This is a genomic window from Mesorhizobium sp. M0854 (assembly GCF_040319815.1).
In the GTDB taxonomy this organism is placed as follows: Bacteria; Pseudomonadota; Alphaproteobacteria; order Rhizobiales; family Rhizobiaceae; genus Mesorhizobium.
Genome location: NZ_JAMYOL010000036.1, coordinates 23956 through 50005, shown reverse-complemented (window position 1 = coordinate 50005; position 26050 = coordinate 23956). Strand labels below are relative to the sequence as shown.

The following is a 26050-nucleotide window of genomic DNA, read 5'->3' as shown; positions in this document are numbered from 1 at the left end:
TTTATCTAGGCGCCAGCCGGCGCGGTGTACCCCACCCCCCGCCCGCGCGTAAACCACCACGCCTGGCACCCGGTGGCGTGGCGCCGCGGGGGGCGGGGCGCGGCCAACGAAGCCTGGGGCAAGAAGCCGCTGGTGACGGTGTTCGTCACGAGGTGACGAACAAGGGAGTAGGGGAGTAGGGCAGTAAGGGAGTAGGGAAGTAGGAAGTAGGAGCGCAAACAGATGCACTTCTAGATCCAGTTTTTCCCTACTCCCCTACTGCCTTACTCCCCTACTCCCCTAACCCGGGAGTACGCTATGCTCGGACGCCTCAACCATGTCGCGCTTGCGGTGCCGGATCTGGCCGCGGCTGCGGCGGTCTATCGCGATACGCTTGGCGCGCGCGTGACCGCGCCGCAGGCGCTGCCGGAGCATGGCGTTACGGTGGTGTTCGTCGATGTCGGCAACACCAGGATCGAGTTGCTCGAGCCGCTCGGCGAAGCCTCGCCGATCGCCGCATTCCTCGCGAAGAATCCGTCCGGCGGCATGCACCATGTCTGCTATGAGGTGGACGACATTGTTGCGGCGCGCGACCGTCTCAAGGCCAGCGGCGCGCGCGTGCTCGGCGACGGCAATCCGAAGATCGGCGCACATGGCAAGCCGGTATTGTTTCTGCACCCCAAGGATTTCTTCGGCACGCTGGTCGAACTGGAGCAAGCATGAGTTGGGTTTCGTTTATCGCCCTGTTCTTCGCCACATGGTGGGTGGTGTTGTTCGCCGTCCTGCCGTTCAGCATGCGGACGCAGGACGAGGATCGGGACGTGACGCTTGGCACGGTTCCGAGCGCACCGCGCGGACCGCACATGCTGCGCGCCGCGCTGCGCACGACGATCGCCACGCTGGTCCTCATGGGTATCTTCTACGGCATCACGAGAGGGCTTGGCCTCGGTATCGACGACATCCCGCACATCGTGCCGGATTTCAACCAGAGCCCAGCGCATTAGCCGGCTACCTATCGTGTCCGACTATCCCAGCCTAGCTGAGGCTCTGAAATCAAGCTGAGCCAGCAAGGTCAACCCAAAGTAAAGGCCGGGGCGGGTTTGGGCTGACGCAACGTCATGTGGTTTGATAATCTGTCGTGCTAACCAGATGATTGCACAAAAAAAATGCAAGGCGCGAGGCCTTGCAATTTAAACGCGTCCGATCTGTTTCCGGTGTCCGGCGGCAGCGAGTTACCGCGCCTAGATCGCATCCTCCCAAGACTTTGACCGCGTAGGAGGGCAGATTTTTCTCTACCCTCTCGGTTATGGGGGCACACTAGCCTAAGGCGGGTGAAAATGTCACGAAGAATTTTGCCCAGAAACAGGCAATCTCGTGCTGCAGTGCACAATAGTACGGCAGGCGTTGCTTGCGAAACGCCCAGCAAGCCGCGTGCGGCAATTGCGGCGCCTGTGCAGCGCCTGGGCCGGGTTTCCATTCCGCCATGAAATGGCTATGAAGCCGGGGCAAGCAAGCCTGCGCTGCGCCGATTCCGGCGCCGCCATCCTCTCTCACGGACCAGTTCATGCGTTTGTCGCGCTATTTCCTGCCCATCCTCAAAGAAAATCCGCGCGAGGCTGAGATCGTCTCGCATCGGCTGATGCTGCGCGCCGGCATGATCCGCCAGCAGGGGCAGGGCAGCTTTTCCTGGCTGCCGCTCGGCAAGCGGGTGCTGGACAAGGTCTGCCGGATCATTCGCGAGGAGCAGAATCGCGCCGGCGCGCTCGAAATCCTGATGCCGACCATCCAATCGGCCGAGCTGTGGCGCGAAAGCGGCCGCTATGAAGACTACGGCAAGGAGATGCTGCGCATCAAGGACCGGCAAGACCGCGATATGCTCTACGGGCCGACCAACGAGGAGATGGTCACCGAGATCTTTCGCTCCTATGTCAAGTCCTACAAGGACCTGCCGCTCAACCTCTATCACATCCAGTGGAAGTTTCGCGACGAGGTGCGCCCGCGCTTCGGCGTCATGCGTTCGCGCGAGTTCCTGATGAAGGACGCCTATTCCTTCGACCTCGATTATGAAGGCGCCAAGGCCGCCTATAACCGCATGTTCGTGTCCTATCTCAGGACGTTTACGCGCATGGGGCTGCAGGCCATTCCGATGCGCGCCGACACCGGGCCGATCGGCGGCGACCTCAGCCATGAGTTCATCATCCTGGCCGACACCGGCGAGAGCCAGGTGTTCTGCCATCGCGATTGTCTGTCGCTGGCAGTGCCCGGCGCAGACACGGATTTTTCGAACGACGCCGAGATCGGCGGCATCGTCAAGACGTGGACGACGCCCTATGCCGCCACCGACGAGATGCATGACGAGGCGGCATGGGAGAAGGTGCCCGCGCGCGACCGGGTCTCGGCGCGCGGCATCGAGGTTGGGCATATCTTCCATTTCGGCGACAAATATTCCAAGCCGATGGGTGCCAAGGTGACCGGCCCGGACGGCAAGGATCATTTCGTTTCTGGCGGTTCCTACGGCATCGGCCCGTCGCGGCTGGTCGCGGCGATCATCGAGGCCAGCCATGACGATAACGGCATCATCTGGCCGGAGGCGGTGGCACCGTTCGATGTCGGCTTGATCAACATGAAGGCTGGCGATGCCGAATGCGACCGCGTCTGCGGCGAGCTGAATGCCGCCTTTGCCGCCGCCGGCAAGGAGGTGCTCTACGACGACACCGACCAGCGGCCGGGCGGCAAGTTCGCCACCGCCGACCTGATCGGGCTGCCGTGGCAGGTGATCGTCGGGCCGCGTGGTGTCGCCGCCGGCGAGGTCGAAATCAAGAACCGCAGGACCGGCGAACGCGAGACGCTGCCGATCGCGGACGTGAAGCAGCGCTTCGGTGCCGCGGCATGAACGAAGCGGCGGCAGCAAGACCATCGGGCGCCGGGCCTTTTTCCGGCTTCGAGCGCTTGGTGGCGTGGCGCTACCTGCGCTCGCGCCGCAAGGAGACGGTGATTTCGGTGATCGCCTCGATCTCTTTCCTCGGCATCATGCTGGGCGTTGCCACGCTGATCGTCGTCATGGCGGTCATGAACGGCTTTCGCGCCGAACTGCTGACGCGCATCCTTGGCGTCAACGGGCACCTGATCGTGCAGCCGCTCGACATGCCGCTGGAGGACTATGCCCAGGTCGCTGGCCGCATCAACGGCGTGCCCGGCGTTAAATACGCCATCCCGCTGATCGACGGGCAGGTGCTGGCGCAAGGCAATGTCGGCGGCGGCACCGGCGCGCTGGTGCGCGGCATACGCGGCGAGGATCTCGGCAAGATCACCATCGTCGCCAACAACATCAAGGAGGGCTCGATCGTCGGCTTCGACACCGGCGAAGGCGTCGCCATCGGCAGCCGCATGGCCGAAAATCTCGGCCTTGTGCTCGGCGATACCATCACGCTGATCTCGCCCGAGGGTGACATCACGCCGCTCGGTACGACGCCGCGCATGAAAGGCTATCCGGTCACCGCGATCTTCGAGGTCGGCATGTCGGAATATGACAGTTCCATCGTCTACATGCCGTTTTCGGAAGGGCAGCTTTACTTCAACATGGACGGCCGGGCGCAGACGATCGAGATCTACGCCGACAATCCCGACAATATCGACGCGCTGAAGCCGAAGGTCGAAGAGGCGGCGCAGCGGCCGATCAGCCTTGTCGATTGGCGGCAGCGCAACAAGACGTTCTTCGACGCGTTGCAGGTCGAGCGCAATGTCATGTTCATGATCCTGACGCTGATCGTGCTGGTGGCGGCCCTCAACATCATTTCGGGCCTGATCATGCTGGTCAAGGACAAGGGCCACGACATCGCCATCCTGCGCACCATGGGCGCGACGCGCAGTGCCATCCTGCGCATCTTCCTGATGACCGGGGCTGCGATCGGCGTTGTCGGCACCATCGCCGGCGTGCTGCTCGGCATCGTGATCTGCCTCAACGTCGAGCGCATCCGCCAGTTCTTCTCCTGGCTGGCCAACGAGCGGCTGTTCAATCCCGAGCTTTATTTCCTAAGCCAGCTGCCGGCCCGCATGGATGCCAGCGAGACGATCTCGGTCGTTCTCATGGCTTTGGCGCTGTCGTTCCTGGCGACCCTGTTTCCGGCCTGGCGCGCGGCCAGGCTCGATCCGGTCGAAGCGCTGAGGTACGAATGATGGCCGAGGCCATTATCGAGCTGAAGAGCGTCGAACGGCACTATGTCCAGGGGCCGCGCAAGCTGACCATCCTGAACGGCGCCGATTTTTCGCTGAAGCGTGGCGAGATGGTGGCGCTTGTGGCGCCGTCGGGCACCGGCAAGTCGACGCTGCTCCACACCGCCGGGCTGCTGGAGCGACCGGACGCCGGCGACGTGATCCTGGCGGGGCGCGCCTGCGGCCGGCTTTCCGACGACGAACGCACGGCGATCCGCCGCAACGACGTCGGCTTCGTCTACCAGTTCCATCATTTGTTGCCTGAGTTTTCTGCGCTGGAAAACATCATGATGCCGCAGCTGATAAAAGGGCTGCCGCGCAAGGAGGCGGCCGAGCGGGCGGCGCAATTGCTCGACTATATGCAGATCGGCAAGCGGGCACAGCATCGCCCCTCCGAGCTCTCCGGCGGCGAGCAGCAGCGGGTCGCCATTGCGCGTGCCGTCGCCAATGCGCCGCTGGTGCTTTTGGCCGACGAGCCGACCGGCAATCTCGACCCGGTGACTGCTTCCTATGTGTTCGAGGCGCTGGCAGCACTGGTCCGGCAATCGGGCCTGGCGGCGCTCATCGCCACCCACAATCACGAGCTCGCCTCGCGCATGGACCGCCGCGTGACGCTGGCCGACGGCAAGGTCGTGCCGCTTTAGAGTGCGCTGCAATTGAGGCGATGACGGCCTGCGAGCTGTGCCGTGCGCCGTCCCGCCGCTTTCGCGCGCCTGTCGGCCCCGAAACGCTCGGCATCTCCCTCTCAACCGTTTCTTAACCCTGTCGAAATGACCGAGCGCAATTCCGGTGACGCCCGGACTGCGATCGTTGACATTCGAACAAAATTAGAACAAAATACGAACATACTAACAACAGGAGAGAGTTATGACCGATCTTGTTCAGGATGTCGTCTCGCTGGTGTGCATGAGCACGTTCCTCATTTCCATGGCAATCTGGATCGGCGCGATGTGAGGATTGAGCTCAAGGGCGGGCTCGATGCTGATGAGCGACGGCCGCCTTCGCATAGTGGCGCAGGCATTGGGCGAGTGTTTCAGCCGGCCTTGCGGGAAACTTCGACAGGCGACACCGCGGCGGGCCCGAACACGTCCTCGAAAGCGGATTTCAGCGCCAGGTCGAGGTCGGCCATGGTCACGGGAAGGCCGAGGTCGACAAGGCTGGTGACGCCGTGATCCTGGACGCCGCACGGCACGATGCCGCTGAAATGGCTAAGGTCCGGCTCGACATTGATGGCGATGCCGTGAAAGCTCACCCAGCGCCTCAGCCTGATGCCGATGGCGGCGATCTTGTCCTCGGCCGCCGAGCCGTCGGGCAAAGCGGGGCGGTCCGGCCGAACCACCCAGACGCCGACGCGGTCCTCGCGGCGTTCGCCGCGTACGTTGAAGGCGGCCAGCGAGCCGATGATCCATTGTTCGAGTGCGGCGACGAAGGCGCGGACATCCTCGCGCCGCCGCTTCAGGTCGAGCATGACGTAGGCGACGCGCTGGCCCGGCCCATGATAGGTGTATTCGCCGCCACGCCCGGCGGCAAAGACCGGGAAACGGTCCGGCTCGATCAGGTCCTCGATGCGGGCGCTGGTGCCGGCGGTGTAGAGCGGCGGGTGCTCGACCAGCCAGACCATCTCGCCGGCGGCGCCGCTGCGGATTGCCTCGGCGCGCGCCTCCATCACGGCGAGCGCATCGGGATAGGCGGTGAGCCCCGGCTCGATGCGCCATTCGACCGGCGCCGAGCCGGGCAAGGGCAGGAACGACGTGGCGATCTGGCTGCGTTCTGTCATGATATCTCGTCTCGCCACTCATATGGCGGCAATCGGTACAAACGTCCAGTTCCGGCACGTTCGGCCCTTGAACAGTTATGCCGATGTCCGGCCGATTATTGCTGGCCGCGCACTTGTTTCACCGGAAACGATTTGCTACACGCCGCGGGCCGGTTGGTTCCGGCTCCTACCACGTGCGGTCGTGGCGGAATTGGTAGACGCGCAGCGTTGAGGTCGCTGTGGGGCAACCCGTGGAAGTTCGAGTCTTCTCGACCGCACCATTAAATTCGAAAGCGGAATCTCTTACACGTTGAATTCGAGCACGGCGAGGAGCGTCCTTGTCAGGGCGCGAGGCTTTTTGCCTGGTTGCGATCACGAATGTGGCCCAGTTAAGAAGCAATCGGCGCGCGGAGCCATCTATGCGGTTGGCGTGCAAACTATTCGCGCACCAAGCGTCCGATTGCCCACCGGATCACAAATACAACAACGATCGGTACGTAGCCGTCCACGGCATAGTGGCAGCCAGTGTACACCGATCCGTACAGGATCAGGCCTGTAAAGGTCCAACCGAGAACGAGCCGGCGCTGGGTGTGGTTCGAGGGCCAGCTCGATCTCGACGCTGATCGGATGGTTCATGGCCTATGGTCCAGCGACGATCGCAGCGAAAATAAGCACCTTTGCGCTTGCCTTGAAGGCATCCTATTCTGGCGGGTAGTATCCGCTCGTGGGCATAGAATGTCGGTACTGCCTTTCTTAAGAATTTACGCGCTGCTCAACGCGGTGCTGGCTGCGACTGGGCTTGTGGCGGTGGCTACGCTCACGATACCGGACATGCCCGGACGAAGCAGACTGGCTTTGGCTGCCGTGCTCGCGGTCATTTGGGGTGTCTATCTCCTGGAATTGGCGGAGAAACTGCTCAAGCGCCGGGCGGGAGACGTTCGGGACAGGACGCCGGCAATCGCCATTGATGTGCTCGCGGTTTTGGTTCCACTCGCCGCATTTCTGCTCGTCGGCACGCCTGACCGGAGCCTCTACTGTGCTGTCTGGCTGCTGAAACCGCTGCGCGACTCAACTTTCTTCCCGCTGCTGGGCAGAATCCTGACCAACGAAGCGCGCAACCTGATCGGCGTCGCCACGGTCTTCGGCATCGTTCTTTTCGGTTTTGCGCTCGCAGCCTATGTCATCGAGCGCGACGTCCAACCGCAACAGTTCGGCAGCATCCCCCAGGCAATGTGGTGGGCGGTGGTCACGCTGTCCACCACCGGCTATGGCGACGCTATTCCGGAAAGCTTCGCCGGCCGCGTCCTTGCCGGGGCGGTCATGATGAGTGGCATCGGCATCTTCGCGCTCTGGGCTGGCATTCTTGCCACCGGCTTTTATCAAGAAGTCCGTCGCGAGGATTTCGTCCGCAATTGGCAATTGGTCGCCGCCGTGCCGTTGTTTCAGAAGCTCGGCCCGGCCACACTAGTCGAGATCGTGCGCGCATTGCGACCTCGCATCGTGCCGGCGGGCGCTGTGATCTGCCGCAATGGCGAGACCGGTGACCAGATGTTCTTCGTCGTGGAGGGGCGCGTCAGCGTCGCGACGCCGAACCCGGTGGATCTGGGCCCTGGCGCCTTCTTCGGCGAGATGGCGCTGATCACCGGCGAACCGCGCTCGGCGACCGTCAGCGCCACAACGGTGGTCTCACTCCTGTCGCTACACTCGGCGGATTTCCAGATGCTGTGCAGCAGCAGCCCGGAGATCGCAGAAACCATCCGCAAGACCGCGCTCGAGCGGCGCGGCGCGGCGCCTAACGGTTGACCGTATTAGACTAGGTATTCGTCAGGAGGAGGATGCGGTGCCAAGGCGGCCAATTGCCTGCCGATGGCGGCTGGCTGGAACTACATGCTCTGCCGCTGCCGAACCACCCTCAATACAAATCGCCACGGAATCGTAGAAAAATGCTTTAAAAATCAACGCGGGAGGCGTTGCGGCGCTGCATCTCGACCGCACCATTAAATTCGAAAGCGGAATCTCTTGCCCGTTGAAATTCGAGCACGGCAGGGAGCGTCCTTGTCGGGGCACGTGCTTTTTGCCTGATTGCGGTCGCGAGTTTGGCTTATGCGAAGTGGCCATCGGCAGGCATGGCCATCTATCGACAAGCGCACATAACTATTCGCGCACCAGGCGTCCGGTCGCCCACCAGATCACCGATACAACAACGATCGATGCGTAGCCGTCCACGGCATAGTGCCAGCCGGTGAACACCGATCCGTACAGGATCAGGGCTGCAAAGATCCAACCCAGAACGCCAAGCCAGCGATTGATCGATGACAGCAAATAGGCGTTCAATGCGGCAAAGGCGACATGCATGCTTGGCATGGCCGAGATGCCGCCGCCAAGACTTGGCCGGCCGCTTTGGTAAGCCATCAGGAGATATGCCGCGGGTTCCCGCACCATGTAACTATGGTCCAGCCTGTCCAGGGCCGCATTCAATCCGTGGAAGCGATCCACGCCGACAAAGTGGTGGTAGTAAACCGGTCCGACCGATGCCAGCGCCAGGGCCAAGACCGTTCCGAGGACGGACAACGTCAGCGCTGCTGCGCAGAGATAGCGGATGCGGGCAATCTCGTCCGACCAGAGCGACACGAAAAGAATGGTGCCGAACCACTGGTAAAACCAAATGACTTCATAGCTGTTGAAGACGACGAACGACCAATTGTTGCTGTCGAGCTTATGGACGATCTCCCATGGCGGCATCCCGTGCAGCCATTCATCAGCGTCGGCCAACCAGTTGTCGGCATAGTATGGGACGACGGACGGGATGGCGATCTTGTAGGTAGAGAACGCGGTCAAGCTGGCAAAGAAGAACAGCAGCACCAGCAGACAACCGCGCCAGCGCCCTTGAACCAAATCCAGTGCGTAGCGAACCGGTTGCCGCCGGCCATGGATTAGCGCGGTACAGCAGACGCCACCGATAAACAACACCGGAATGCCAACAAGAAACTTGTGAGAATAGATTAAGGCAGACGTATAGAATACTTCTGGATATAGTGCAGATGCGCCTAAAACGTATGTCGCCATGAACAAGGAGAGGCGCAATTGCCATATGGCGGAGGGCCTGTACCGAGAGGCTTCCGTAGTTAGGGCCAAACCAATTTACCCGTTCTTAACGTTTCGCCGGAGAGACACATACACCGATAAGGTAAAAACCTTGCCGCCAGGTTTACTTTTCCCCGGTGGTCGACATTTGCCGGCCGGCCCGCATGCCGTGGATCGATTCCCTGAGCAATCTTGCATCCGCATTGCTGTCCATGCCCCGCGTGAAGGAAGCCTCGAGCCGGCCGGTTGCTTAAACACGGGCCCGCCACGCCTTCGGTTGACATATCATAAGTTTTAGCTTATCATAAGTCATGGTTTATGATTATGCAGGAATGGTGGCCTTGGCCGATCCGACGCGCCGCAAGGTGTTCGAGCTCATCGCCGATCGGCCACGCTCGGTCATCGATCTGACGCGAGTGCTTCCGGTCTCGCAGCCGGCGGTATCGCAGCACCTCAAGGTTTTGAAGGAAGCCCGGCTGGTCCGCGCAGAGCCGAAAGGTGCCAGCAACATCTATCATCTCGACCCGCATGGGCTCGGCGAGATGCGTGCCTGGCTCGACCGCATGTGGGGCGATGCGCTCGACGCCTTCAAACGGGAAGTCGACAACAGCAAGGAGAAGAGGAAATGACGACCATGATCAAGCCCGCGCCGGTCAGGAAGTCGGTGACCGTGGAGGTGCCGCTCGACAAGGCGTTCGATGTGTTCACCACAGGATTCGGGCGCTGGTGGCCGGCTTCGCATTCGATCGGCAAATCCGCCCTGACGACCGCGGTGATCGAACCGAAAGCCGGCGGCCGCTGGTACGAGATCGGCGAGGATGGGTCACAATGCGATTGGGGCGAGGTTCTCGCCTGGGATCCGCCGTCCAGGCTGACGCTCGCCTGGCGGATTGGAGCCGGCTGGCGCTACGATCCGGCATTGCTGACCGAAGTCGAGATCCGCTTTGTCGCGCTCGGCGAGAACGCGACGCGTGTGGAACTCGAGCACAGGCTTCTGGAGAACATGGGCGAAACCGCAGAGACGATGCGCGAGGCCTTCGAATCGGAGGGTGGCTGGAGCGGTCTCCTGGACCGCTATGCGGCTGAGGCCAAGCGCCACGCCGCCTGATCGGGAAGCCGTTAAGTCCAATATCCAGCGAGGCCGTCGCACCCTCGGCCTCGCCGTTTTTGAATCAGTGTCGATCTGCCCATCTGGTTGACCGGGGCGGGGAGATACGCTGCCCTTTACCTGCCGCCGCGAAGGTTTGCAGCGCCGCAGGTTTGTAGAACGTCCTCTCCTCCTACCATCCGGTATGCGCCGCGTCGTTTGGACGCGCGAACGGCGCTGTAGCAATTTGTCGTTGTGCATGGTCCTTTCGCAAAATCGATTCCGATTGTCAGGATCATGGTCTAGACCTGACAGGCACCTTATCCGGAAATCCGATGGCGGAGGCGCTGGTGGAAGGCCAGGACGAACAGATGACCGGCGCCAGGGCGGCTGAGAAGCGCCGCGCCGACATCTATGACGAGGACGGCGTCATCCTGTCGTCGTTCCTCGCCCAGATCGGTGCCGCGATCGCCGATCGCGATACGCTGACGCTGAAGCGCGAAGTCGACGATCTGCACCAGTCGGAACTCGGCCACCTGCTCGAGGCCCTGCACCCGGAACAGCGACGCGCGCTGGTCGAATTGCTGGGCAAGGATTTCGATTTTTCCGCGCTGACCGAGGTTGACGAGGCGATCCGCCGCGACATCGTCGACAGTCTGCCCAATGCGCAGATCGCCCAGGCGGTGCAGGAGCTCGATTCCGACGACGCCGTTTACATTCTCGAGGATCTCGACCAGGAGGACCAGGACGAGATCCTGTCGCGGCTGTCGTTCACCGAGCGGATCAGGCTGCGGCGTTCGCTCGACTATCCCGAAGAGACCGCCGGCCGCCGCATGCAGACCGAGTTCGTCGCGGTGCCGCCGTTCTGGACGATCGGCCAGACCATCGACTACATGCGCGAGGACAACAATCTTCCCGACCGTTTCAGCCAGATCTTCGTCATCGATCCGAGCTTCAAGCTGCTCGGCGCCATCGACCTCGACCAGATCCTGCGTACCAAGCGCTCGGTCAAGGTCGAAGAGGTCATGCATGAGACCAGGCATGCCATCCCGGCCACCATGGACCAGGAGGAGGCGGCACGCGAATTCGAACAATACGATCTTCTGTCCGCCGCCGTCGTCGACGAGAACGAGCGGCTGGTCGGCGTGCTGACCATCGACGACGTCGTCGACGTCATCCAGCAGGAGGCCGAGGAAGATCTGCTGCGCATGGGCGGCGTCGGCGACGAAGAACTCTCGGACAGCATCTTTTCGACCTCGCGCTCGCGCGTGCCCTGGCTGCTGGTCAATCTTTTGACGGCTTTCCTGGCGGCCTCGGTGATCGGCTTGTTCGACCGCACCATCGAGCATATCGTGGCGCTGGCGGTGCTGATGCCGATCGTCGCCGGCATGGGCGGCAATGCCGGCTCGCAGACCATGACGGTCACGGTGCGGGCGCTGGCGACCAGGGACCTCGACATCTACAATGCCGGCCGCATCATCCGCCGCGAAATCGGGGTGGGCTTCATCAACGGCATCATCTTTGCCATCCTGATCGGCCTCGTGGCTGCTGCCTGGTTCCACGATCGCAATCTCGGCGGCATCATTGCGGCTGCGATGATCATCAATATGTTCGTGGCGGCTCTGGCGGGCATCCTTATCCCGCTGCTGCTCGACCGCTTCAAGATCGATCCGGCTGTGGCTTCGGCGGTTTTCGTCACCACGGTCACCGATGTCGTCGGTTTCTTTGCCTTTCTCGGGCTCGCCACATGGTGGTTCGGCGTGCGCTGAACGTCACCTCAATTGACTTTTACGTAAATGCCATGCGAGGCTTTGAAAGGTGCCTTGTCCGCCGATTCTGGTACGCGCCTGGGCGCCGGCGGCGCCGGCCAGTTGGAACTCGCGGCGTGGCCGGGGCATTGGAGTGACGATGCGGGAATATTATTCGATCACGGAGCTGACCCGCGAATTCGACGTGTCGACGCGGACGTTGCGCTTCTATGAGGACGAAGGGCTGGTGCAGCCGGTAAGACGCGGCCGCACGCGGCTGTTCCGTCCGTCGGACCGGCATCTCATCCGCCAGATCATGCGGGGAAAAAGACTCGGCTTCTCGATCAACGAAATCCGCGAGATCATCCAGATGTACAGGGAGCCGCCCGGCGAGGTAGGCCAGCTCAAGCTGATGATCAAGCGCATCGAGGAAAAGCGCGAGGATCTTCGCCAGAAACGCCGTGACCTCGAAGAGACCCTGGCAGAGCTCGACCAAGCCGAGGAATCCTGCGTCGAGCGGCTGGTGGAACTCGGCGTCACCACATGAGCGTGGCGTCAGCGCCGGCTCAAATCCAGCGCCGCACCCTTTTGGCGTAGTCCCGGTATTTCTTACCGAATTTGGCCGTCAGCACCTTCTCCTCGCTCTCGATCGTCAGCTTCTGCGTCAGGAACGCCGCGATGACTGCCAGCGGCAGGAACCAGGCGATCCCAGTGACAAAGGCGAGGCTGACCAGCAGCAGCGTGTTGGCGAGGTAGATCGGGTTGCGGCTGACGGCGAAGGGTCCGGTGGTCACCAGATGGTCAGGCACGCCGTTCGGGTTGAGCGTCGTCTTGACGCGGATCATGGTGCGGATTGCCGTGAACCAGAGCGCGGCAACCGCCACCAACCCCACAAGGCCGGCGGCGAACAGGATGTCGCCGAGAAGATCGCCGATCCACGGCAGCGGATAGAACAGCCCTAGCGCGACGCTGACGATGATGGCGGCGATATAGATCAGCGGCGGCCATGGGATGTGCCCCAGCTTCGGCTGCCCAGGATTTTGCTGCATGGGTTTCGGGTGACTGTCGCTCATTATTGTCCTCCCTCGATTAGCGCGTTCCCGGTTCCGCCGCCTCGGTTTGGGCGGTGCAGGTGCCGGCGAGCTCGCCAATGTGCGCCTTCCACTCCGGGGACTGGTCGTCGCTGTAGAGCCGGTCAAGCGAGGCTTCGCCCTGGAGAGTGTCCAGCATGCAGGCACAATAGCTGGAGCAGAACTCGGTGTCGCGTGCCTGCTCGCAGGATATCTGGCAGGATTTCAGAAAACTCACCTCCCTGGTTTCGGCCTGCGCCGGCATGAATTGCGAAAACAGCCAGACCGAGCCGATCAGCACCGGCTGATGGATCAGGTAGAAGGCAAGGCTGTGCCGGCCGATGAAGACCAGTGGATTTGCCCAGCGGCCGGGCGCCAAGGCCGACAGCCGCGTCAGCGCGCCGGAGGTGGCGGCGAGCTTGGTAACCGCGATGCCGGCAAGTACGGCGCCGAACCAGGGCAGCAGCGGAACGTAGTCGTTGGAGCGCGGGTTGGTCGCCGACAGGCCGACCCACCACAAAGCCGGATGATCGAAAAGCTCGGATCGCAGGTAGAAAGGCGCAGCGACGACGAATACGGCGACAAGCAGCGTCAGCAGCGCCGGCAGGCGCAGGAACGCCAGGCCAAGCAGGCTGGCGAGCGCGATCTCGTGCAATATGCCGAAAAAGATGAAGCCGTCGGGCGTGGCGATGCGGGTGACCAGCGATATTGCGAGCGCTGCCCCGGCAACCATGGCGAAGCGCTTCCAGAAGCCGGTCCAGCGGATTTTTTTGCCATGGGCGAGATAGAGGCTGATGCCGACCAGGAACAGGAAGCTCGAGGCGATGCAGCGCGCGTAGATTTTCCACCAGCCGAAGGCGGTGAGGCCGGGATCGGTGTAGCCGAAGAATTCGAGGTCCCAGGTGAAATGATAGCTCGCCATGGCAAGCAAAGCGATGCCGCGTGCAATGTCGATAACGGCGATGCGCTTCGACTTCGGTTGATCCTGAACGGCTGCGGTCGGCGTGTCGATGCTCATGGTCTCGCTGTCTTGGTTCAGCCCCGGCAAGACGACTATCACGGTTGCCACCGTCAAAAGAAGCAGGGCCTTGCGTCGTGTTGGCGCCGGTCGGCATCAGGGCTGCTTTAGGCCACAGCCGGAAAGCCTTTGGCCGGCGTGCTGGCGTTCTTCGGCCTGGGCGCGGTTTTCGCGACGCTCGGGCTGCTGGCGGTGGCCTGCGGCTTCGTCACCTGGCGTTATCTGCCCAAATCGCTTTGATGTGCGAGCGCCGCATGGCGCTCGCGCACCCAGTTGTGGAAGCGGTGCAAGTCGTATTCCTCGGGCATCAGCACGCCGGCCTTGTGGCGCATCGAGCGCAGGCCCATCTGGTTGACCTCGCAGATATCAGCATCCTCCTCCAGCACCTGGGTACCGAACGCGACGATGTTGTCGATATCGGCGGCCGGATCGGCGAGCGCTTCGCGTCGCGGCAGACGAGCAGCCAGTTGCGATACCAGATGCCTCGAGATCGCGCTGATAGGCCGCGATGTCCCAATAGGCTGTTGACGGCAGCGTCGGCTCGGGCCGCGTCAGGCCGTTGTAGGGATCGCTTGTTCGGGCTGGGTTGCATGCCGGCTTCCTCCCCATCCGTCAGCCGACACCCGGCTGCGAAAATTGTCAATCGCGGCGCCGGTCTGCGAACTTGGCGAGGCGGCGCATTCGCCACACGATCCGGCGGAATTTGGTTTACCGGGCGCGGCGATTCTGCCTATAGTCGCTGATGTCGTCGGTTCCGTTTGGAACCAAGAGGGAATGTGGTTAGGGCAAGTTGTTTGCCCAATGCCGCGGCTGCCCCCGCAACTGTGTGCGGTAGTCCTCTCCATATGCCACTGAAGGTTCGCCTTCGGGAAGGTGGGGAAGGGCGCTGATCCGCGAGCCAGGAGACCTGCCGGCGACAGGAAACTGACTTCTATGCCCTCGGGTGGAGGGCGAAAGGACAAGACATGAATACCGCTTCCGTTTCGCTCGGCGCTTCCGCCTCCTCGCAGTCGCGTCTCATGCAGCTGGCGCTTGCTGCATTCCTCGGCATTTTCGTCATGGGCTTTGTCGGCTTTTCGCATATCGATGCGGTCCACAATGCCGCGCACGACTATCGCCATTCGATGGGCTTTCCCTGCCACTGACAAGGGGCTGACATCATGACACTGTTTCGCAACGTCGTGTTCATCGCGGCGATCGCAGGGCTTGTGGCCGGCGTGGCTCTCGCCTGCATGCAAGCCTATGCCACGGTGCCGCTCATCCTAAAGGCGGAAGTCTACGAACAGGCCGGCGGCGGCCATGACCATGCCGCGGCACCTGCGGCACCGGCCGAAAGCGCCGCGGGCACGACGGCTATGAGCAGCGCCGCGCCGGCACCGGCTGAAGCAATGGCTCCGGCGGAAGACGAAGGCTGGGCGCCGGCCGACGGTTTCGAGCGCTTCGGCTTCAGCGTCGTTGCCAATATCGTCACCGGCATCGGCTTTGCGCTGGTCCTGGTTGCGGTTTCGGAATTCGCCGGCGGCATCGGCAACTGGCGCCAGGGCCTGTTCTGGGGGCTTGCCGGCTTTGCCGTGTTCACGCTGGCGCCGGGCCTCGGCCTGCCGCCGGAACTGCCGGCGATGCCGGCGGCCGACCTTGTCCAACGCCAGATCTGGTGGTGGGCAACAGTGGTGGCGACCGCCGCCGGGCTCGGCCTTATCGCCTTCCGCAGATCGTTGCCGCTGGCGATCCTTGCCGTAGCGTTGATCGTGGCGCCGCATATTGTCGGCGCGCCGCAGCCCGATAGCTTCGAGACGGCGATCCCGGAACGCCTGCACCACCAGTTCGTGGTGGCGGTGACGCTGACCAATCTGGTGTTCTGGCTGGTGCTCGGCGCGGTCGTCGGCGTGGTGCGCGGACGCTTCACGGGCACGGCGACCAGCCTGCGCGACAGCTTTGCCTGCCCGCGCTGCCGGGGCACTCACCGTGGTCATGGGGGGTGCGCGCTCGGGAAAGCGCGCGCATGCCGAGAGCCTGGTGACGGTCGGCCCGCCGCCTTGGAGCTATATCGCCACGGCGCAAGCCTATGACGACGAGATGCGCCAGCGCATCGCGCTGCACCGCTCGCGCCGCGGCGCCGGCTGGACGACCATCGATGCGCCGCTCGACCTTGCCGGCGCGATCGGAGCGCTGCCTGACGGCCAGCCGGTGCTGATCGATTGCCTGACGCTGTGGCTGACCAATCACATGCTGGCCGACCATGATGTCGAGGCCGAATGCCGGAGGCTGGCCGATGTGCTGTCGCGGCCGCGTGGGCCGTGGTTCGTGGTGTCCAACGAGGTCGGCCAGGGCATCGTGCCGGACAATGCGCTGGCAAGACGGTTTCGCGACGCCGCCGGCCGGCTGAACCAGGACGTCGCGGCTGTTGCCGGCACCGTGCTTTTGATGGTGGCGGGGCTGCCGCTCAAGGTGAAATGACATGGCTGATACTATCGATCCCAAGGACGAGGAACGCCACCGCGCCAAGATGGCCAAGCGCAAGGCGGTGCAGGACGCAGAGGTCGCGGCCAAGACGGTCGAGAAGGGGCTGCTGATCGTCAACACCGGACCGGGCAAGGGCAAGACCACGGCCGCCTTTGGGCTGGCACTCAGGATGCTCGGCTATGGCAAGCGCGTCGGCGTCGTTCAGTTCATCAAGGGCAAATGGCACACCGGCGAGAAAGACGCCTTTACCGCCTTCGGCGACCGTGTCGTCTGGCACGCCATGGGCGAAGGCTTTACCTGGGAGACACAGGACCTGAAGCGCGACATCGCGGCGGCCGAGGCTGCCTGGGCGAAAGCGCTGGAGCTGATGGCCGAGCCGTCGATCAGCCTCGTGGTGCTCGACGAGCTGAACATCGCGCTGCGCTACGACTACCTCGATCTCGAAAAGGTGGTCGCGGCGCTGAAGGCGCGTCGCGAAGGCCTGCATGTCGTCGTCACCGGCCGCAACGCCAAACCGGTATTGGTCGAGGCGGCCGATCTGGTCACCGAGATGGGCGTGACCAAGCACCACTTCTCCGCCGGCGTGAAGGCGCAGCAGGGGATCGAGTTCTGAGGGGTGTTGCTGGCGCCTCTTCTTCCTTCTCCCCTTGTGGGAGAAGGTGGATTGGCGCGCAGCGCCAAGACGGTTGAGAGGTGCTGGCCGGGGCGCTGTTGGTGCCAAGCTGGAACACCCCTCATCCGGCCGCTTCGCGGCCACCTTCTCCCACAAGGGGAGAAGGGAAAGCCGCACGAAGCGGCTCGCCCCTGGAATGGTAAGGGTGAGGGGCAGCGCCGACCTGAAGCGATCATTTGAGGCGTAGCCCTATTTTGTTCTTGCTTTGTGCCGGCAGCTATGCTACTAATTTCGGTATGGTGCTAATTGGCTCCAACGACCCGCCGCATGGCGGGTTTTTGTTTCGCCTGAGATCGGGCGAAGATCACAACAGAATTACGACCGTCGAGATTACCCCAAACAGTGCGATCAGCAGAAAGTCGGCGATCCGGTAGAGTTTCAGTGCCGCCGGATGTCAGGGGATAGAGTTCTGGTCGCTTGCGAAGCTGGAGATTGTTCGTGGACCAGGCGATAATCGTCTATCTTATTCTCAATGATGGTCAGTTTGGTGCCGCTGACGAACGCGAATCCATTTATGCGCTCGAGGATCGGCTAGAGAAAGCTATCGAGGATGCATCGGTCGGCGAGTTTGACGGTGACTTGTTTGGTGAAGGCGAATGCATCCTCTACATGTATGGGCCAAACGCTGAACGACTTTTCGTCGTAGTCGAACCCTTATTGAAATCTTCTCCCGTAGCTGCCGGTGGGTACGCGATCAAAAGGTTTGGCGTGGAAGCCGATCCGAGCGCAAAGGAAGTCCGTGTTACCTGGTAGGTCGGGTTTGCCGACCCATTCGGACGTTCACGCGGCGATGACGATCACCGCGATGATTCCGAACAGCGCGATCAGCAGTAAGTCGGCGACGCGGTAGAGTTTCAGGGCCCGTCGGATGTCGGTGCTCTCGACATCATCGCGCCGGCCGCCGTCGCCCATCAATGCGTCTTCGACCATCACGCCGTCATAGGAACGGGGGCCGGCGAGCGCCAGGCCGAGCCCGCCGGCCATCGCTGCTTCCGGCCAGCCGGCGTTGGGCGAGCGGTGTTTTTTCGCATCGCGCCGCACGGCGTGCCAGGCGCCCTTGGCGTCGGCGCCCTTGACCAGAAAAGCGGCGAGTACGATCAGCAGCGCCGTCAGCCGCGACGCCGGCAGATTGATCCAATCGTCGAAGCGCGCCGCCGCCCAGCCGAAGGCTTCGTGGCGCGGGGTGCGATGGCCGATCATCGAATCGGCGGTGTTGGCGGCCTTGTAGGCGACGCCGCCGGCGAGCCCGCCGATACCGAGCCAGAAGGCCGGAGCGACGACGCCGTCGGAGAAATTCTCGGCCAGGCTTTCGATCGCGGCGCGGCAGACAGCGGCCCTGTCGAGCTTTTCCGGGTCGCGACCGACGATCCGCGAGACGGCAATGCGGCCCATATCCAGTCCGCCGCTGTCGAGTGCGTCGGCGACCGCTTCGACATGCTCGGCCAGGCTCTTCTGCGACAGCAGCGACGTCGCCAGGATTGCGGTGACCAACAAGCCGAGGGGAATGCTCCAAAGCAAGGTTTCGAGCCAGAGGGCGAGGGCGGCCGGCACCAGCACGATCACCAGCAGCGCGACGACGCCCCAGCCGCGACGGTGGGCGTCGGAATCAGTGGCGCGGTTGAGCCTGCGGTCGAGAAAGGATATCAGCCTGCCGAACCAGGTGACGGGATGGCCAATGGCATCGAAGAGCCGGGCCGGGTAGCCGAGTACAAGTTCGATGGCCAGCGACAGGAAAGTGATCAGGATCGGCATGAAGTCTCTTGATGGAGTGACGGCGGCAGTGGACCACGGCGGAAGCCTTGGCCGGGCGAGGGCGCTTTTCCCTCACGCGCCGCTGCCTTTCGTCGACCTCTCGACCGGGATCAATCCGCACTCCTACCCGCTTTTCGATTTGCCCGCCACCGCCCTGTCGCGATTGCCGGAAACAGCGCGCAGCCGCGACTTGGCTGAACTCGCGGCAAGCGCCTATGGCGCCCCGTCGGCGGCGAATGTCGCAGCGGCGCCCGGCACGCAGATCCTGTTGCCGCGCGTCGCTTCCCTGGTCAGCCCGGGCACGGCGCTGGTGCTCGGGCCGACTTATGCCGAGCATCGGCGGGCAGCGGCGATCGCCGGCCATGCGGCGGCTGAAGTCGATGATTTCGAAGCCCTGGCGGCGGCCGACCTTGCCGTCGTCGTCAATCCCAACAACCCGGACGGGCGCGTCGTCGAGCGCGAAAGATTGCTTCGACTTGCCGGGACATTACGCGCCAGAGGCGGGCTGCTGGTGGTCGACGAGGCCTTCATGGATGTCGGCCCGCGCAGCGAAAGCCTGGCCGGCGACGTCGACCAGGGCGGCATCGTCGTGCTGCGTTCGTTCGGTAAGTTCTTCGGCCTGGCCGGCCTGCGGCTTGGCTTTGTACTGGCCGATGCGCTGACGGTCGAGCGGCTGGAGGCGCAGTTCGGGCCATGGGCAGTTGCCGGGCCGGCGCTCGAATATGGCATAAGGGCGCTTGCCGATACCGGCTGGCAGGCCGGGATGCGGCGTCGTCTGGCCGAGGATGCCGCACGGCTCGATACGCTGTTCGGCCGCTTCGGCGTGCCTGTCGCCGGTGGCACCGCGTTGTTCCGCTATGTCAGGCTGGCGAACGCCGCCGGCCTATTTTCGGTGCTCGGCCAGCGCGGCATCCTGCTTCGGCATTTCGCCGATCGTCCGGATGTGCTGCGCGCCGGCCTGCCGGGAGCCGATGAAGAATGGCGGCGGCTCGAATCCGCACTTGCCGGCTGGGCCTCGCGGCGCGACGATGATGCCAAGGGAGAAACTACCCAATGATCCACGTCTGCTCGCTGTCCAAAGTCGAGGAAACGGTAACGAAGACCGGGGCCGGGCGGCTTCTTTCGCTGCTCGCTGCCGGAACGGAGGTGATGCGACCGGCCTCGATCACCAGGGAAAACCATCTGCATCTGGTCATGCATGACATTGCGGTGGCGCAGGAGGGCATGACCATGCCGGGCGAGGAGCATGTCTTGAACCTGCTCGATTTCGCCCGCCAATGGGATCGGTCGCGGCCGCTGGTGGTGCATTGCTATGCCGGCATCAGCCGTTCGACCGCCTCGGCCTACATCATCGCGGCAGCGCTGGCGCCGAAGCGCGACGAGGCCGAGTTGGCCGAGACGCTGCGCGCGCTGTCGCCCACGGCGACACCCAATCCGCGGCTGATCGCAATTGCCGACGCACTGCTCGATCGCAGGGGCCGGATGATCGAAGCGATCCAGGCGATCGGGCGCGGCGCGGATGCTTTCGAAGGCACGCCGTTCGAATTGAAAATCTGAGCTTAAAAACAAATTCCAGGAAAATGCGCAGGAGTTCTAGGACACGGCCAAGGGGCGAATGATGATCGGGAGAATTTTGGCCATCGTTGTTGGCGTGGTCTGCGCGACAGGCAGCGCCATGGCCGCGTCCATGCCGGCTCTCAAGTCGATCGACCTGGCAGCGCTCCAAGCCACTGTCGAGGGTTTGGCCAAGGAACTTATGCTGCCCGGTGCCATGGTTTTGCTCAAGACTCCGCAGGGCAACCTCGTCTTCGGCTACGGTACGACTGAACTGGGTGCCACGAACCCGCCGCGCGCCGATACCCACTTCCGTGCGGCCTCGAACACCAAGACGATGACCGCCGCTGTCATCGTGCAACTGGTGCAGGAGGGGAAACTGAGCTTCGCCGATCTGATCTCGAAATACGTCCAGCGCGTTCCCAGCGGCGACGAGATAACCATTCGGCAGCTCATAACAATGCGGAGCGGCCTCCCTAACTTCACCAATGCGCCGGAACTTGCCGAAAGCCTGGACAAGTATCCTTACAGGGTATGGACCGCTGATGAAGTACTCGGCATGGCGTTCAAACGGCCGCCGGACTTCGCGCCGGGTGCCGAATTCGAGTACAACAACACCAACTACTATCTGCTCGGCCTTGTTGCCGAGAAGATCGACGGCAAGCCGCTCTCGACCATCTTCCGGGACCGCCTGTTCGGACCGCTCGGCATGAAGAACACGGCGTTGCCGCCGAGCACGTCGAACGCCATCCCCGAGCCATACTCAAACGGCTATCTCTACGGCAGTACTTCGTACGCCCTGGCTGATGCGCCCTATCCGGACAACCTCCAGGCTGCGGCCAGGGCGGGAACGCTCAAGCCCAACGACGACACATGGCAGAACCCGTCCGCCTACTTTGCGGCTGGCGGAGTCATCTCCACCGCGGATGACCTCGCGACCTGGATGCGCGCGCTGGTCGGGGGCAAGCTCTTCAATGCCGACTTTCAGCGGCAGTGGCTTGCAAGCCCTGAGGCGCCGGAGCCGGGCGAACCCGCCATGCAAAAATACGGCTATGGCATCCTAACGCTGACCTTCGGGCCTAACGAAATCTACTATCACGAAGGCGAGATGCCCGGTTACCAGTCCTTCATGGGCTACGATCCGGCCAATGACGTCACCCTGGTCATATGGACCAACCTGACTCTCGCGCTCGACGGCCAGGCGACCGCCAACACCTTGATGGTGAAGATACTGGACGAAATCTACACGGTGTCGCCGCTTCAAGAGGTGAAGTGAGGATCCTCGCGCGCGAATGGAATCGCCCTCGTGAGCGAGGCCTGAACTGGTGGGATCAAACACCTACGCCAACCAATCCGCCAGCTTTGCCTTGCCCACGTCCCTCAGCAGGCCGATGAAGCCGTCGGCCTGATGCTCGGCGGTGAGCCGGCCTTTTTCGGCGGTGGCAATGCTGGCGTCGCCGACGACGCCATTCGGGTTGAGATCGCTGGCGATCCAGGCGAAGGCGTGCGTTCCGGTGTGGCGCAGCAGCGAAAATTCCTTTTCGGCGCGGGCGACCTTGGACACGAAATTGTCGGCCTTGGCCATGTCGACGAGGTCGGGCCGGAAATGCAGCATCAGCGAGGTCTCGACGTCGCCGCCATGAATGCCGTGGCGGTCCTCGAGCTCGGTGTACATGCCGGCCGGCCGGCCAAAACGCTGCCAGCTGGTCTTTACCGCCAGCATCTTTGCCCGCACGCGCAATTCGCGGGTGATGATGCCCATGATCTCCTCATTGCCGCCATGCGAGTTGACGACAATCAGTTTTCGGACGCCGGCGCGCGCGACCGACAGGCCAAGTTCGGTCCACGCCTCGACCAAGGTCGTCGCCGGCAGGGTGAGGGTGCCCGGCGCATGCAAATGCTCGTTCGACTTGCCTACCGCCTGGACCGGCAGGATGCGGATGTCGAGATCGCCGGGCAGGCGCGCGATCACCGTTTCCAGCATGCCGTTCATGATCGAGGTGTCGGTCGAGACCGGCAGATGCGGCCCGTGCTGCTCGATCGCCGCCAGCGGCAGAACGGCAATGGTCGCCTCAGGATCGACGGTCGCGTATTCGGTGGTCCGGTAGTCACCCCACCATACGCGTTTTTTTGCAGCGGTCATGTCATGCCCTCTTGAACCGACAAGCCCAGACCTAACGCGGGAACGATCGGCTGTCGATCATCCCGCCGCAATGACCTCGATCTCGACCTTGAATTCCGGCCGGGCAAAACCGGACACGATCATCAGCGTCGAGGCCGGCGCCGGGCTGGCGAACAGCCGGTCGCGAACCTCCATATAGGGCCGCAGGAAGGCGCGGTCGGTGACGTAGGTGTTGATGCGGACGATGTCGGACAGGCCGAGCCCCGCCTCGCCGAGAATCGCCGCTATGTTCCGGAAACAGAGCTCGGCCTGTGCTCCGGCCTCCTCGGGGATCTGGTCGTCCGGGGTGATTGCGACCTGGCCCGAACACAGCACCAGCCGCTTGCCGGGCGGCAGTTCGACGCCATGGCTGTAGCGGGCGAAGGGCGGCTTGATCGACTTCGGCGTGAGAAATTTGAACATGGCAATCTCCGTTCACGGCAGCCTATCGCATCGGCCCGAAAATCGGGATCGATTTTCGGAAAGCACGATGCGAAGATTCAAAGTTTTAGAGCGTACTTTGTGCGTCCAAGTGGACGCACGTCGCTCTAAGGCCGGATCGATGCGGGCATCAAGATGGCGGTGCATGTCACGAGGGCGATTGTGGACAGGCGATCAAAAAATAGGCACGATGCCTTTCGTACAGCATGACCCGTCCGGCCTTCGCGCCGCCATTGCACAGGCGGGCATTGCACAAGCGGGCGGTCCCGGCGCAACGCGCCGGTGGCATGTGTCTTGCTTCTTGAAACAATGGTGTCGAGCCCGGCGCGTGACGCGCCGGAGCGAACAAAGGGTGGTGTGGATGTACGGAAAACTCAAGATTTCGGCGGGCGTGATCGTGCTGCTTGGCGCAGGCACGCTCGCCGCGGCAGCGAACGAAAAAGTCACCTTCGGCACCAACTGGCTGGCTGAGCCGGAGCACGGGGGTTACTACCAGGCCGTGGTGGACGGCACCTATGCCGCCTGCGGCATCGACGTGACGATCATGCAGGGCGGCCCACAGGTCAGCGGCCGGCCGCTGCTGCTGGCCGGCAAGATCGATTTTTACATGGGCGGCAATCTGCTGTCGGCCTTCGATGCCGTGCAGCAAGGCATACCGATGCGCGTCGTGGCGGCCGACTTCCAGAAGGACCCGCAGGTCATCATGTCCCATCCCGGGCAGGGGCTGGATAAATGGGAAGACCTGAAGAACGCCGACCAGTACATCCTCGGCGACGAAGGTGCGCAGACCTTCTTCCAGTGGATGGTCACCGACCTCGGCTTCGATGCCGCCAAGCGCGTGCCCTACACCTTCAACCCGGCACCGTTCATCGCCAACAAGAAGTCGATCCAGCAGGGTTACGTCACCTCGGAGCCATTCGCCGTCCAGAAGCAGGGCGGTTTCACGCCGAACCAGTTCCTGCTGGCCGACTATGGCTGGGACACATATGCAACGACGGTCGAGACCATGCAGGAGACGATCGACAAGCGTCCCGAGGTGGTCCAGTGCTTCGTCGATGGCTCGGCCAAGGGCTGGTACAATTATCTCTACGGTGACAACAAGGCCGCCAACGAAATGATCAAGAAGGAAAATCCGGACATGACGGATGAGCAGATCGCCTTCTCGATCGAGCAGCTGAAGAAGTTCGGCGTGGTCGATTCCGGCGACAGCGAAAAGCTCGGCATCGGCGCCATGACCGATGCGCGCATCCAGAGTTTCTACGACAAGATGATCAAGGCCAAGGTCACGCCGGCGGGCATCGACATCAAGAAGGCCTACACGCTGGCCTTCGTCAACAAGAGCGTCGGGCTCGACCTGAAGAAGTAGGCCGTGAAGCTGGAGAAAGTGGCGCAACAGCCAGGAAGTATACCAGGGCCGACGCTGTTGGCGCTGCGCGGTGTCGGCAAGGTGTTTTCCAACGGCGTTACCGCGCTCAGCAATGTCGAGCTGACGATCCGGGAAGGCGACTTCCTCAGCCTGCTCGGGCCGTCGGGCTGCGGCAAGTCGACGGCGCTGCGGCTGATTGCCGGCCTGTCGACGCCGACCTCGGGCGTGCTCGACTGGCGCGGCAGCGGCGCCCTCGAGCGTTCGAATATCGGCGACCGTTCAAATATCGGCTTCGTCTTCCAGGAGCCGACGCTGCTGCCCTGGGCCGACGTCTTTGACAATGTCTGGCTGCCGCTGCGGCTGAAGGGCGTGTCGCGTGCCAAGGCGGCGCCGGCGGTGATGGAGATGCTGGCGCGGGTTCACCTGACCGGCTTCGAGAATGCCGTGCCGCGCGAACTGTCCGGCGGCATGAAGATGCGCGTCTCTATCGCCCGCGCCATGGTAACCAAGCCGCGCATTCTGTTGATGGACGAGCCGTTCGCCGCACTCGACGAGATCACCCGCTTCAAGCTCAACAACGACCTTCTCGAGCTATGGCAGGATGAGCGTTTTACCGTCGTTTTCGTCACCCACAGCGTCTTCGAAAGCGTATTCCTCTCCAACCGCATCGTCGTCATGGCGGCGCGGCCGGGCCGGGTGTTTGCCGAGCTTGCCGTCGATGCATCCTATCCGCGCGACGAGGCGTTTCGCACCTCGCCCGACTATGCCGCGCTCTGCCGCCAGGCATCCGACGTGCTGATCGGCGCCATCAACTCAACTGCCGGACCGCATCATGACGGCCATTGAAGAACCAGTCCTGGCGCTCGACCCGGAGGAGGCGCGCCGCGTCCGCCAGGAGCGCTTCGAGCGCATCGGCAGATGGCTGCTGCCGCTGGCGATCATGATCCTGGCCATCTGGCTGTGGGACCGCATCTGTGTCTGGAACGACATCCCGAAATACATACTGCCGCGTCCCGGCGTGGTGCTGCAAACGCTGCACGACGATGCCGGGCTGCTGTTCTCCTCGCTGCTGGTGACACTCAGGATAACCTTCTTGAGCCTGCTTCTCGCCGTGGTCGGCGGTGTCGGGCTGGCAGTGCTGTTCGCTCAGTCGAAATGGGTGGAGATGTCGTTCTTTCCGTTCGCCATCGTGCTGCAGGTGACGCCGATCGTCGCGATCTTTCCGCTGATCAACATCTATGTCGACAACCAGACGACGAAGCTTTTGCTTTGCGCCTGGATCGTCGCCTTCTTCCCGATCCTCTCCAACACCACGCTCGGCCTCAATTCCGTCGACCGCAATCTGCGCGACATGTTCAAGCTCAACGGTGCGACCCGCTGGCAGCAATTGCGCTATCTGCGGCTGCCGGCGGCGATGCCTTATTTCCTCGGCGGGCTGAAGATCGCCGGCGGCCTGTCGCTGATAGGCGCGGTGGTGGCAGAGTTCGTCGCCGGCGCCACCGGCCAGTCGTCCGGCCTCGCCTCGCGCATCATCGAGGCCGGGTACCGGCTCAACGCACCAAGACTGTTCGCGGCGCTGATCCTGATCTCGCTCACGGGCATCCTGATCTTCCTGGTGCTGTCGCTGATTTCGCATCTCATTTTGCGGCGCTGGCACGAGAGCGCGCTGAGGCAGGAGCGGTGATG

At 62.9% G+C, this 26050-nt stretch carries 28 protein-coding genes, 1 tRNA gene, 1 pseudogene and 1 riboswitch; of the genes and pseudogenes, 22 read left to right on the top strand and 8 right to left on the bottom strand.

The features are described 5' to 3' along the window. Window positions 1-297 precede the first annotated feature (297 nt). The 5 genes from mce (at window position 298) to NKH99_RS29380 (ending at window position 4835) form a co-directional block, all read left to right on the top strand. On the top strand, window positions 298-702 hold the full coding sequence (gene mce / locus NKH99_RS29400) for a methylmalonyl-CoA epimerase (protein WP_352450005.1): 405 nt from the start codon (window positions 298-300) through the stop codon (window positions 700-702). Beyond that, window positions 699-983: a DUF1467 family protein gene (locus NKH99_RS29395; protein ID WP_352470241.1), complete on the top strand. Its 285-nt coding sequence runs from the start codon at window positions 699-701 to the stop codon at window positions 981-983. The genes mce and NKH99_RS29395 overlap by 4 nt, the downstream gene beginning before the upstream one ends. A 560-nt stretch (window positions 984-1543) precedes the next feature. Further along, on the top strand, window positions 1544-2872 hold the full coding sequence (gene proS, locus NKH99_RS29390; protein ID WP_353017272.1) for a proline--tRNA ligase: 1329 nt from the start codon (window positions 1544-1546) through the stop codon (window positions 2870-2872). Then, window positions 2869-4155 carry a lipoprotein-releasing ABC transporter permease subunit gene (locus NKH99_RS29385; RefSeq protein WP_353017270.1) on the top strand — a complete coding sequence of 429 codons (1287 nt, stop codon included), beginning with the start codon at window positions 2869-2871 and terminating at the stop codon, window positions 4153-4155. The genes proS and NKH99_RS29385 overlap by 4 nt, the downstream gene beginning before the upstream one ends. Further along, complete coding sequence (locus NKH99_RS29380) at window positions 4152-4835, top strand: ABC transporter ATP-binding protein (RefSeq protein WP_254818120.1); 684 nt, start codon at window positions 4152-4154, stop codon at window positions 4833-4835. The genes NKH99_RS29385 and NKH99_RS29380 overlap by 4 nt, the downstream gene beginning before the upstream one ends. Before the next feature lie 389 nt (window positions 4836-5224). Here the strand turns inward: NKH99_RS29380 and lipB are convergent, their stop codons facing one another. Further along, window positions 5225-5968, bottom strand: coding sequence for a lipoyl(octanoyl) transferase LipB (gene lipB, locus NKH99_RS29375; protein ID WP_352450002.1), 744 nt, complete (start codon window positions 5966-5968; stop codon window positions 5225-5227). 175 nt (window positions 5969-6143) lie between these two features. On the opposite strand from lipB, the gene NKH99_RS29370 reads away from it, so the two are divergent. Together NKH99_RS29370 and NKH99_RS29365 are read left to right on the top strand one after the other, a co-directional pair. Continuing rightward, window positions 6144-6228: transfer RNA gene (locus NKH99_RS29370), tRNA-Leu, on the top strand. A 454-nt stretch (window positions 6229-6682) separates the two neighbouring features. Then, a complete protein-coding gene (locus NKH99_RS29365; protein ID WP_353017268.1) occupies window positions 6683-7750 on the top strand; it encodes a cyclic nucleotide-gated potassium channel in 1068 nt (355 codons plus the stop codon). A 351-nt stretch (window positions 7751-8101) separates the two neighbouring features. Here the strand turns inward: NKH99_RS29365 and NKH99_RS29360 are convergent, their stop codons facing one another. Then, window positions 8102-9013: a phosphatase PAP2 family protein gene (locus tag NKH99_RS29360; RefSeq protein ID WP_353017266.1), complete on the bottom strand. Its 912-nt coding sequence runs from the start codon at window positions 9011-9013 to the stop codon at window positions 8102-8104. Between the two features lie 329 nt (window positions 9014-9342). Between NKH99_RS29360 and NKH99_RS29355 the strand changes: the two genes are divergently transcribed. The 4 genes from NKH99_RS29355 (at window position 9343) to NKH99_RS29340 (ending at window position 12413) form a co-directional block, all read left to right on the top strand. Then, a complete protein-coding gene (locus NKH99_RS29355; RefSeq protein WP_023720727.1) occupies window positions 9343-9660 on the top strand; it encodes an ArsR/SmtB family transcription factor in 318 nt (105 codons plus the stop codon). After that, the gene (locus tag NKH99_RS29350; RefSeq protein ID WP_353017264.1) at window positions 9657-10139 is read left to right on the top strand and encodes an SRPBCC family protein; all 483 of its coding nucleotides are present in this window, start codon (window positions 9657-9659) and stop codon (window positions 10137-10139) included. The genes NKH99_RS29355 and NKH99_RS29350 overlap by 4 nt, the downstream gene beginning before the upstream one ends. A 314-nt stretch (window positions 10140-10453) precedes the next feature. Then, window positions 10454-11887 (top strand): magnesium transporter, encoded by a 1434-nt coding sequence (mgtE, locus tag NKH99_RS29345; protein WP_353017261.1) that lies wholly within the window; start codon window positions 10454-10456, stop codon window positions 11885-11887. A gap of 139 nt (window positions 11888-12026) precedes the next feature. After that, window positions 12027-12413 (top strand): MerR family transcriptional regulator, encoded by a 387-nt coding sequence (locus tag NKH99_RS29340; RefSeq protein ID WP_023676566.1) that lies wholly within the window; start codon window positions 12027-12029, stop codon window positions 12411-12413. Between the two features lie 19 nt (window positions 12414-12432). On the opposite strand, the gene NKH99_RS29335 is transcribed toward NKH99_RS29340, so the two are convergent. The 3 genes from NKH99_RS29335 to NKH99_RS29325 form a co-directional block, all read right to left on the bottom strand. Next, complete coding sequence (locus NKH99_RS29335; RefSeq protein WP_352815301.1) at window positions 12433-12939, bottom strand: methyltransferase family protein; 507 nt, start codon at window positions 12937-12939, stop codon at window positions 12433-12435. Window positions 12940-12955: 16 nt separating this feature from the next. Continuing rightward, window positions 12956-13954, bottom strand: coding sequence for a heparan-alpha-glucosaminide N-acetyltransferase (locus tag NKH99_RS29330; RefSeq protein ID WP_352997498.1), 999 nt, complete (start codon window positions 13952-13954; stop codon window positions 12956-12958). A gap of 218 nt (window positions 13955-14172) precedes the next feature. Further along, window positions 14173-14409 carry an SRPBCC family protein gene (locus NKH99_RS29325; RefSeq protein ID WP_353017276.1) on the bottom strand — a complete coding sequence of 79 codons (237 nt, stop codon included), beginning with the start codon at window positions 14407-14409 and terminating at the stop codon, window positions 14173-14175. 277 nt (window positions 14410-14686) lie between these two features. After that, window positions 14687-14883, top strand: a riboswitch (cobalamin riboswitch). Between the two features lie 36 nt (window positions 14884-14919). Between NKH99_RS29325 and NKH99_RS29320 the strand changes: the two genes are divergently transcribed. The 5 genes and pseudogenes from NKH99_RS29320 to NKH99_RS29300 all read left to right on the top strand — a co-directional run bounded on the left by NKH99_RS29320 (window position 14920) and on the right by NKH99_RS29300 (window position 17843). Further along, window positions 14920-15099: a CbtB domain-containing protein gene (locus NKH99_RS29320; RefSeq protein ID WP_023676561.1), complete on the top strand. Its 180-nt coding sequence runs from the start codon at window positions 14920-14922 to the stop codon at window positions 15097-15099. Between the two features lie 15 nt (window positions 15100-15114). Next, window positions 15115-15894: pseudogene (locus tag NKH99_RS29315) on the top strand (CbtA family protein); the annotation flags it as partial. After that, window positions 15890-16411, top strand: a complete 522-nt coding sequence (cobU, locus tag NKH99_RS29310; protein ID WP_353017258.1) for a bifunctional adenosylcobinamide kinase/adenosylcobinamide-phosphate guanylyltransferase — start codon at window positions 15890-15892, stop codon at window positions 16409-16411. The pseudogene NKH99_RS29315 and the gene cobU, both read left to right, overlap by 5 nt. Before the next feature lies 1 nt (window position 16412). Beyond that, window positions 16413-17030 (top strand): cob(I)yrinic acid a,c-diamide adenosyltransferase, encoded by a 618-nt coding sequence (cobO, locus tag NKH99_RS29305; protein WP_352918907.1) that lies wholly within the window; start codon window positions 16413-16415, stop codon window positions 17028-17030. 498 nt (window positions 17031-17528) lie between these two features. Further along, window positions 17529-17843, top strand: coding sequence for a hypothetical protein (locus NKH99_RS29300; RefSeq protein WP_353017256.1), 315 nt, complete (start codon window positions 17529-17531; stop codon window positions 17841-17843). Between the two features lie 27 nt (window positions 17844-17870). On the opposite strand, the gene cbiB is transcribed toward NKH99_RS29300, so the two are convergent. Further along, complete coding sequence (cbiB, locus tag NKH99_RS29295; RefSeq protein WP_352681655.1) at window positions 17871-18842, bottom strand: adenosylcobinamide-phosphate synthase CbiB; 972 nt, start codon at window positions 18840-18842, stop codon at window positions 17871-17873. On the opposite strand from cbiB, the gene cobD reads away from it, so the two are divergent. Genes cobD through NKH99_RS29280 form a run of 3 tightly spaced genes read left to right on the top strand, consistent with a single transcriptional unit; the run spans window position 18841 to window position 21672 of the window. Continuing rightward, a complete protein-coding gene (gene cobD, locus NKH99_RS29290) occupies window positions 18841-19899 on the top strand; it encodes a threonine-phosphate decarboxylase CobD (protein ID WP_353017254.1) in 1059 nt (352 codons plus the stop codon). The two genes, cbiB and cobD, sit on opposite strands and share 2 nt — an antisense overlap. Next, entirely contained in the window at window positions 19896-20399 is a 504-nt protein-coding gene (locus tag NKH99_RS29285; protein WP_352635666.1) for a tyrosine phosphatase family protein, read from the top strand. The genes cobD and NKH99_RS29285 overlap by 4 nt, the downstream gene beginning before the upstream one ends. A gap of 58 nt (window positions 20400-20457) precedes the next feature. Next, window positions 20458-21672 carry a serine hydrolase domain-containing protein gene (locus NKH99_RS29280; RefSeq protein WP_353017251.1) on the top strand — a complete coding sequence of 405 codons (1215 nt, stop codon included), beginning with the start codon at window positions 20458-20460 and terminating at the stop codon, window positions 21670-21672. A gap of 63 nt (window positions 21673-21735) precedes the next feature. On the opposite strand, the gene NKH99_RS29275 is transcribed toward NKH99_RS29280, so the two are convergent. Both NKH99_RS29275 and NKH99_RS29270 read right to left on the bottom strand, forming a co-directional pair. Next, complete coding sequence (locus tag NKH99_RS29275; RefSeq protein WP_352539639.1) at window positions 21736-22539, bottom strand: creatininase family protein; 804 nt, start codon at window positions 22537-22539, stop codon at window positions 21736-21738. A 57-nt stretch (window positions 22540-22596) separates the two neighbouring features. Further along, window positions 22597-22980 (bottom strand): RidA family protein, encoded by a 384-nt coding sequence (locus NKH99_RS29270; RefSeq protein ID WP_353017248.1) that lies wholly within the window; start codon window positions 22978-22980, stop codon window positions 22597-22599. Window positions 22981-23359: 379 nt separating this feature from the next. Here NKH99_RS29270 and NKH99_RS29265 point away from each other — a divergent pair, with 379 nt between their 5' ends. From NKH99_RS29265 to NKH99_RS29255, 3 genes are read left to right on the top strand one after another with little or no spacing between them, the layout of a single operon-like run. Beyond that, entirely contained in the window at window positions 23360-24364 is a 1005-nt protein-coding gene (locus NKH99_RS29265; protein WP_352470264.1) for an ABC transporter substrate-binding protein, read from the top strand. A 3-nt stretch (window positions 24365-24367) separates the two neighbouring features. Then, the gene (locus NKH99_RS29260) at window positions 24368-25210 is read left to right on the top strand and encodes an ABC transporter ATP-binding protein (protein ID WP_352613968.1); all 843 of its coding nucleotides are present in this window, start codon (window positions 24368-24370) and stop codon (window positions 25208-25210) included. After that, window positions 25197-26048, top strand: coding sequence for an ABC transporter permease (locus tag NKH99_RS29255; protein ID WP_352490743.1), 852 nt, complete (start codon window positions 25197-25199; stop codon window positions 26046-26048). Before NKH99_RS29260 ends, NKH99_RS29255 begins: the two co-directional genes overlap by 14 nt. The last annotated feature ends 2 nt before the right edge of the window (window positions 26049-26050 follow it).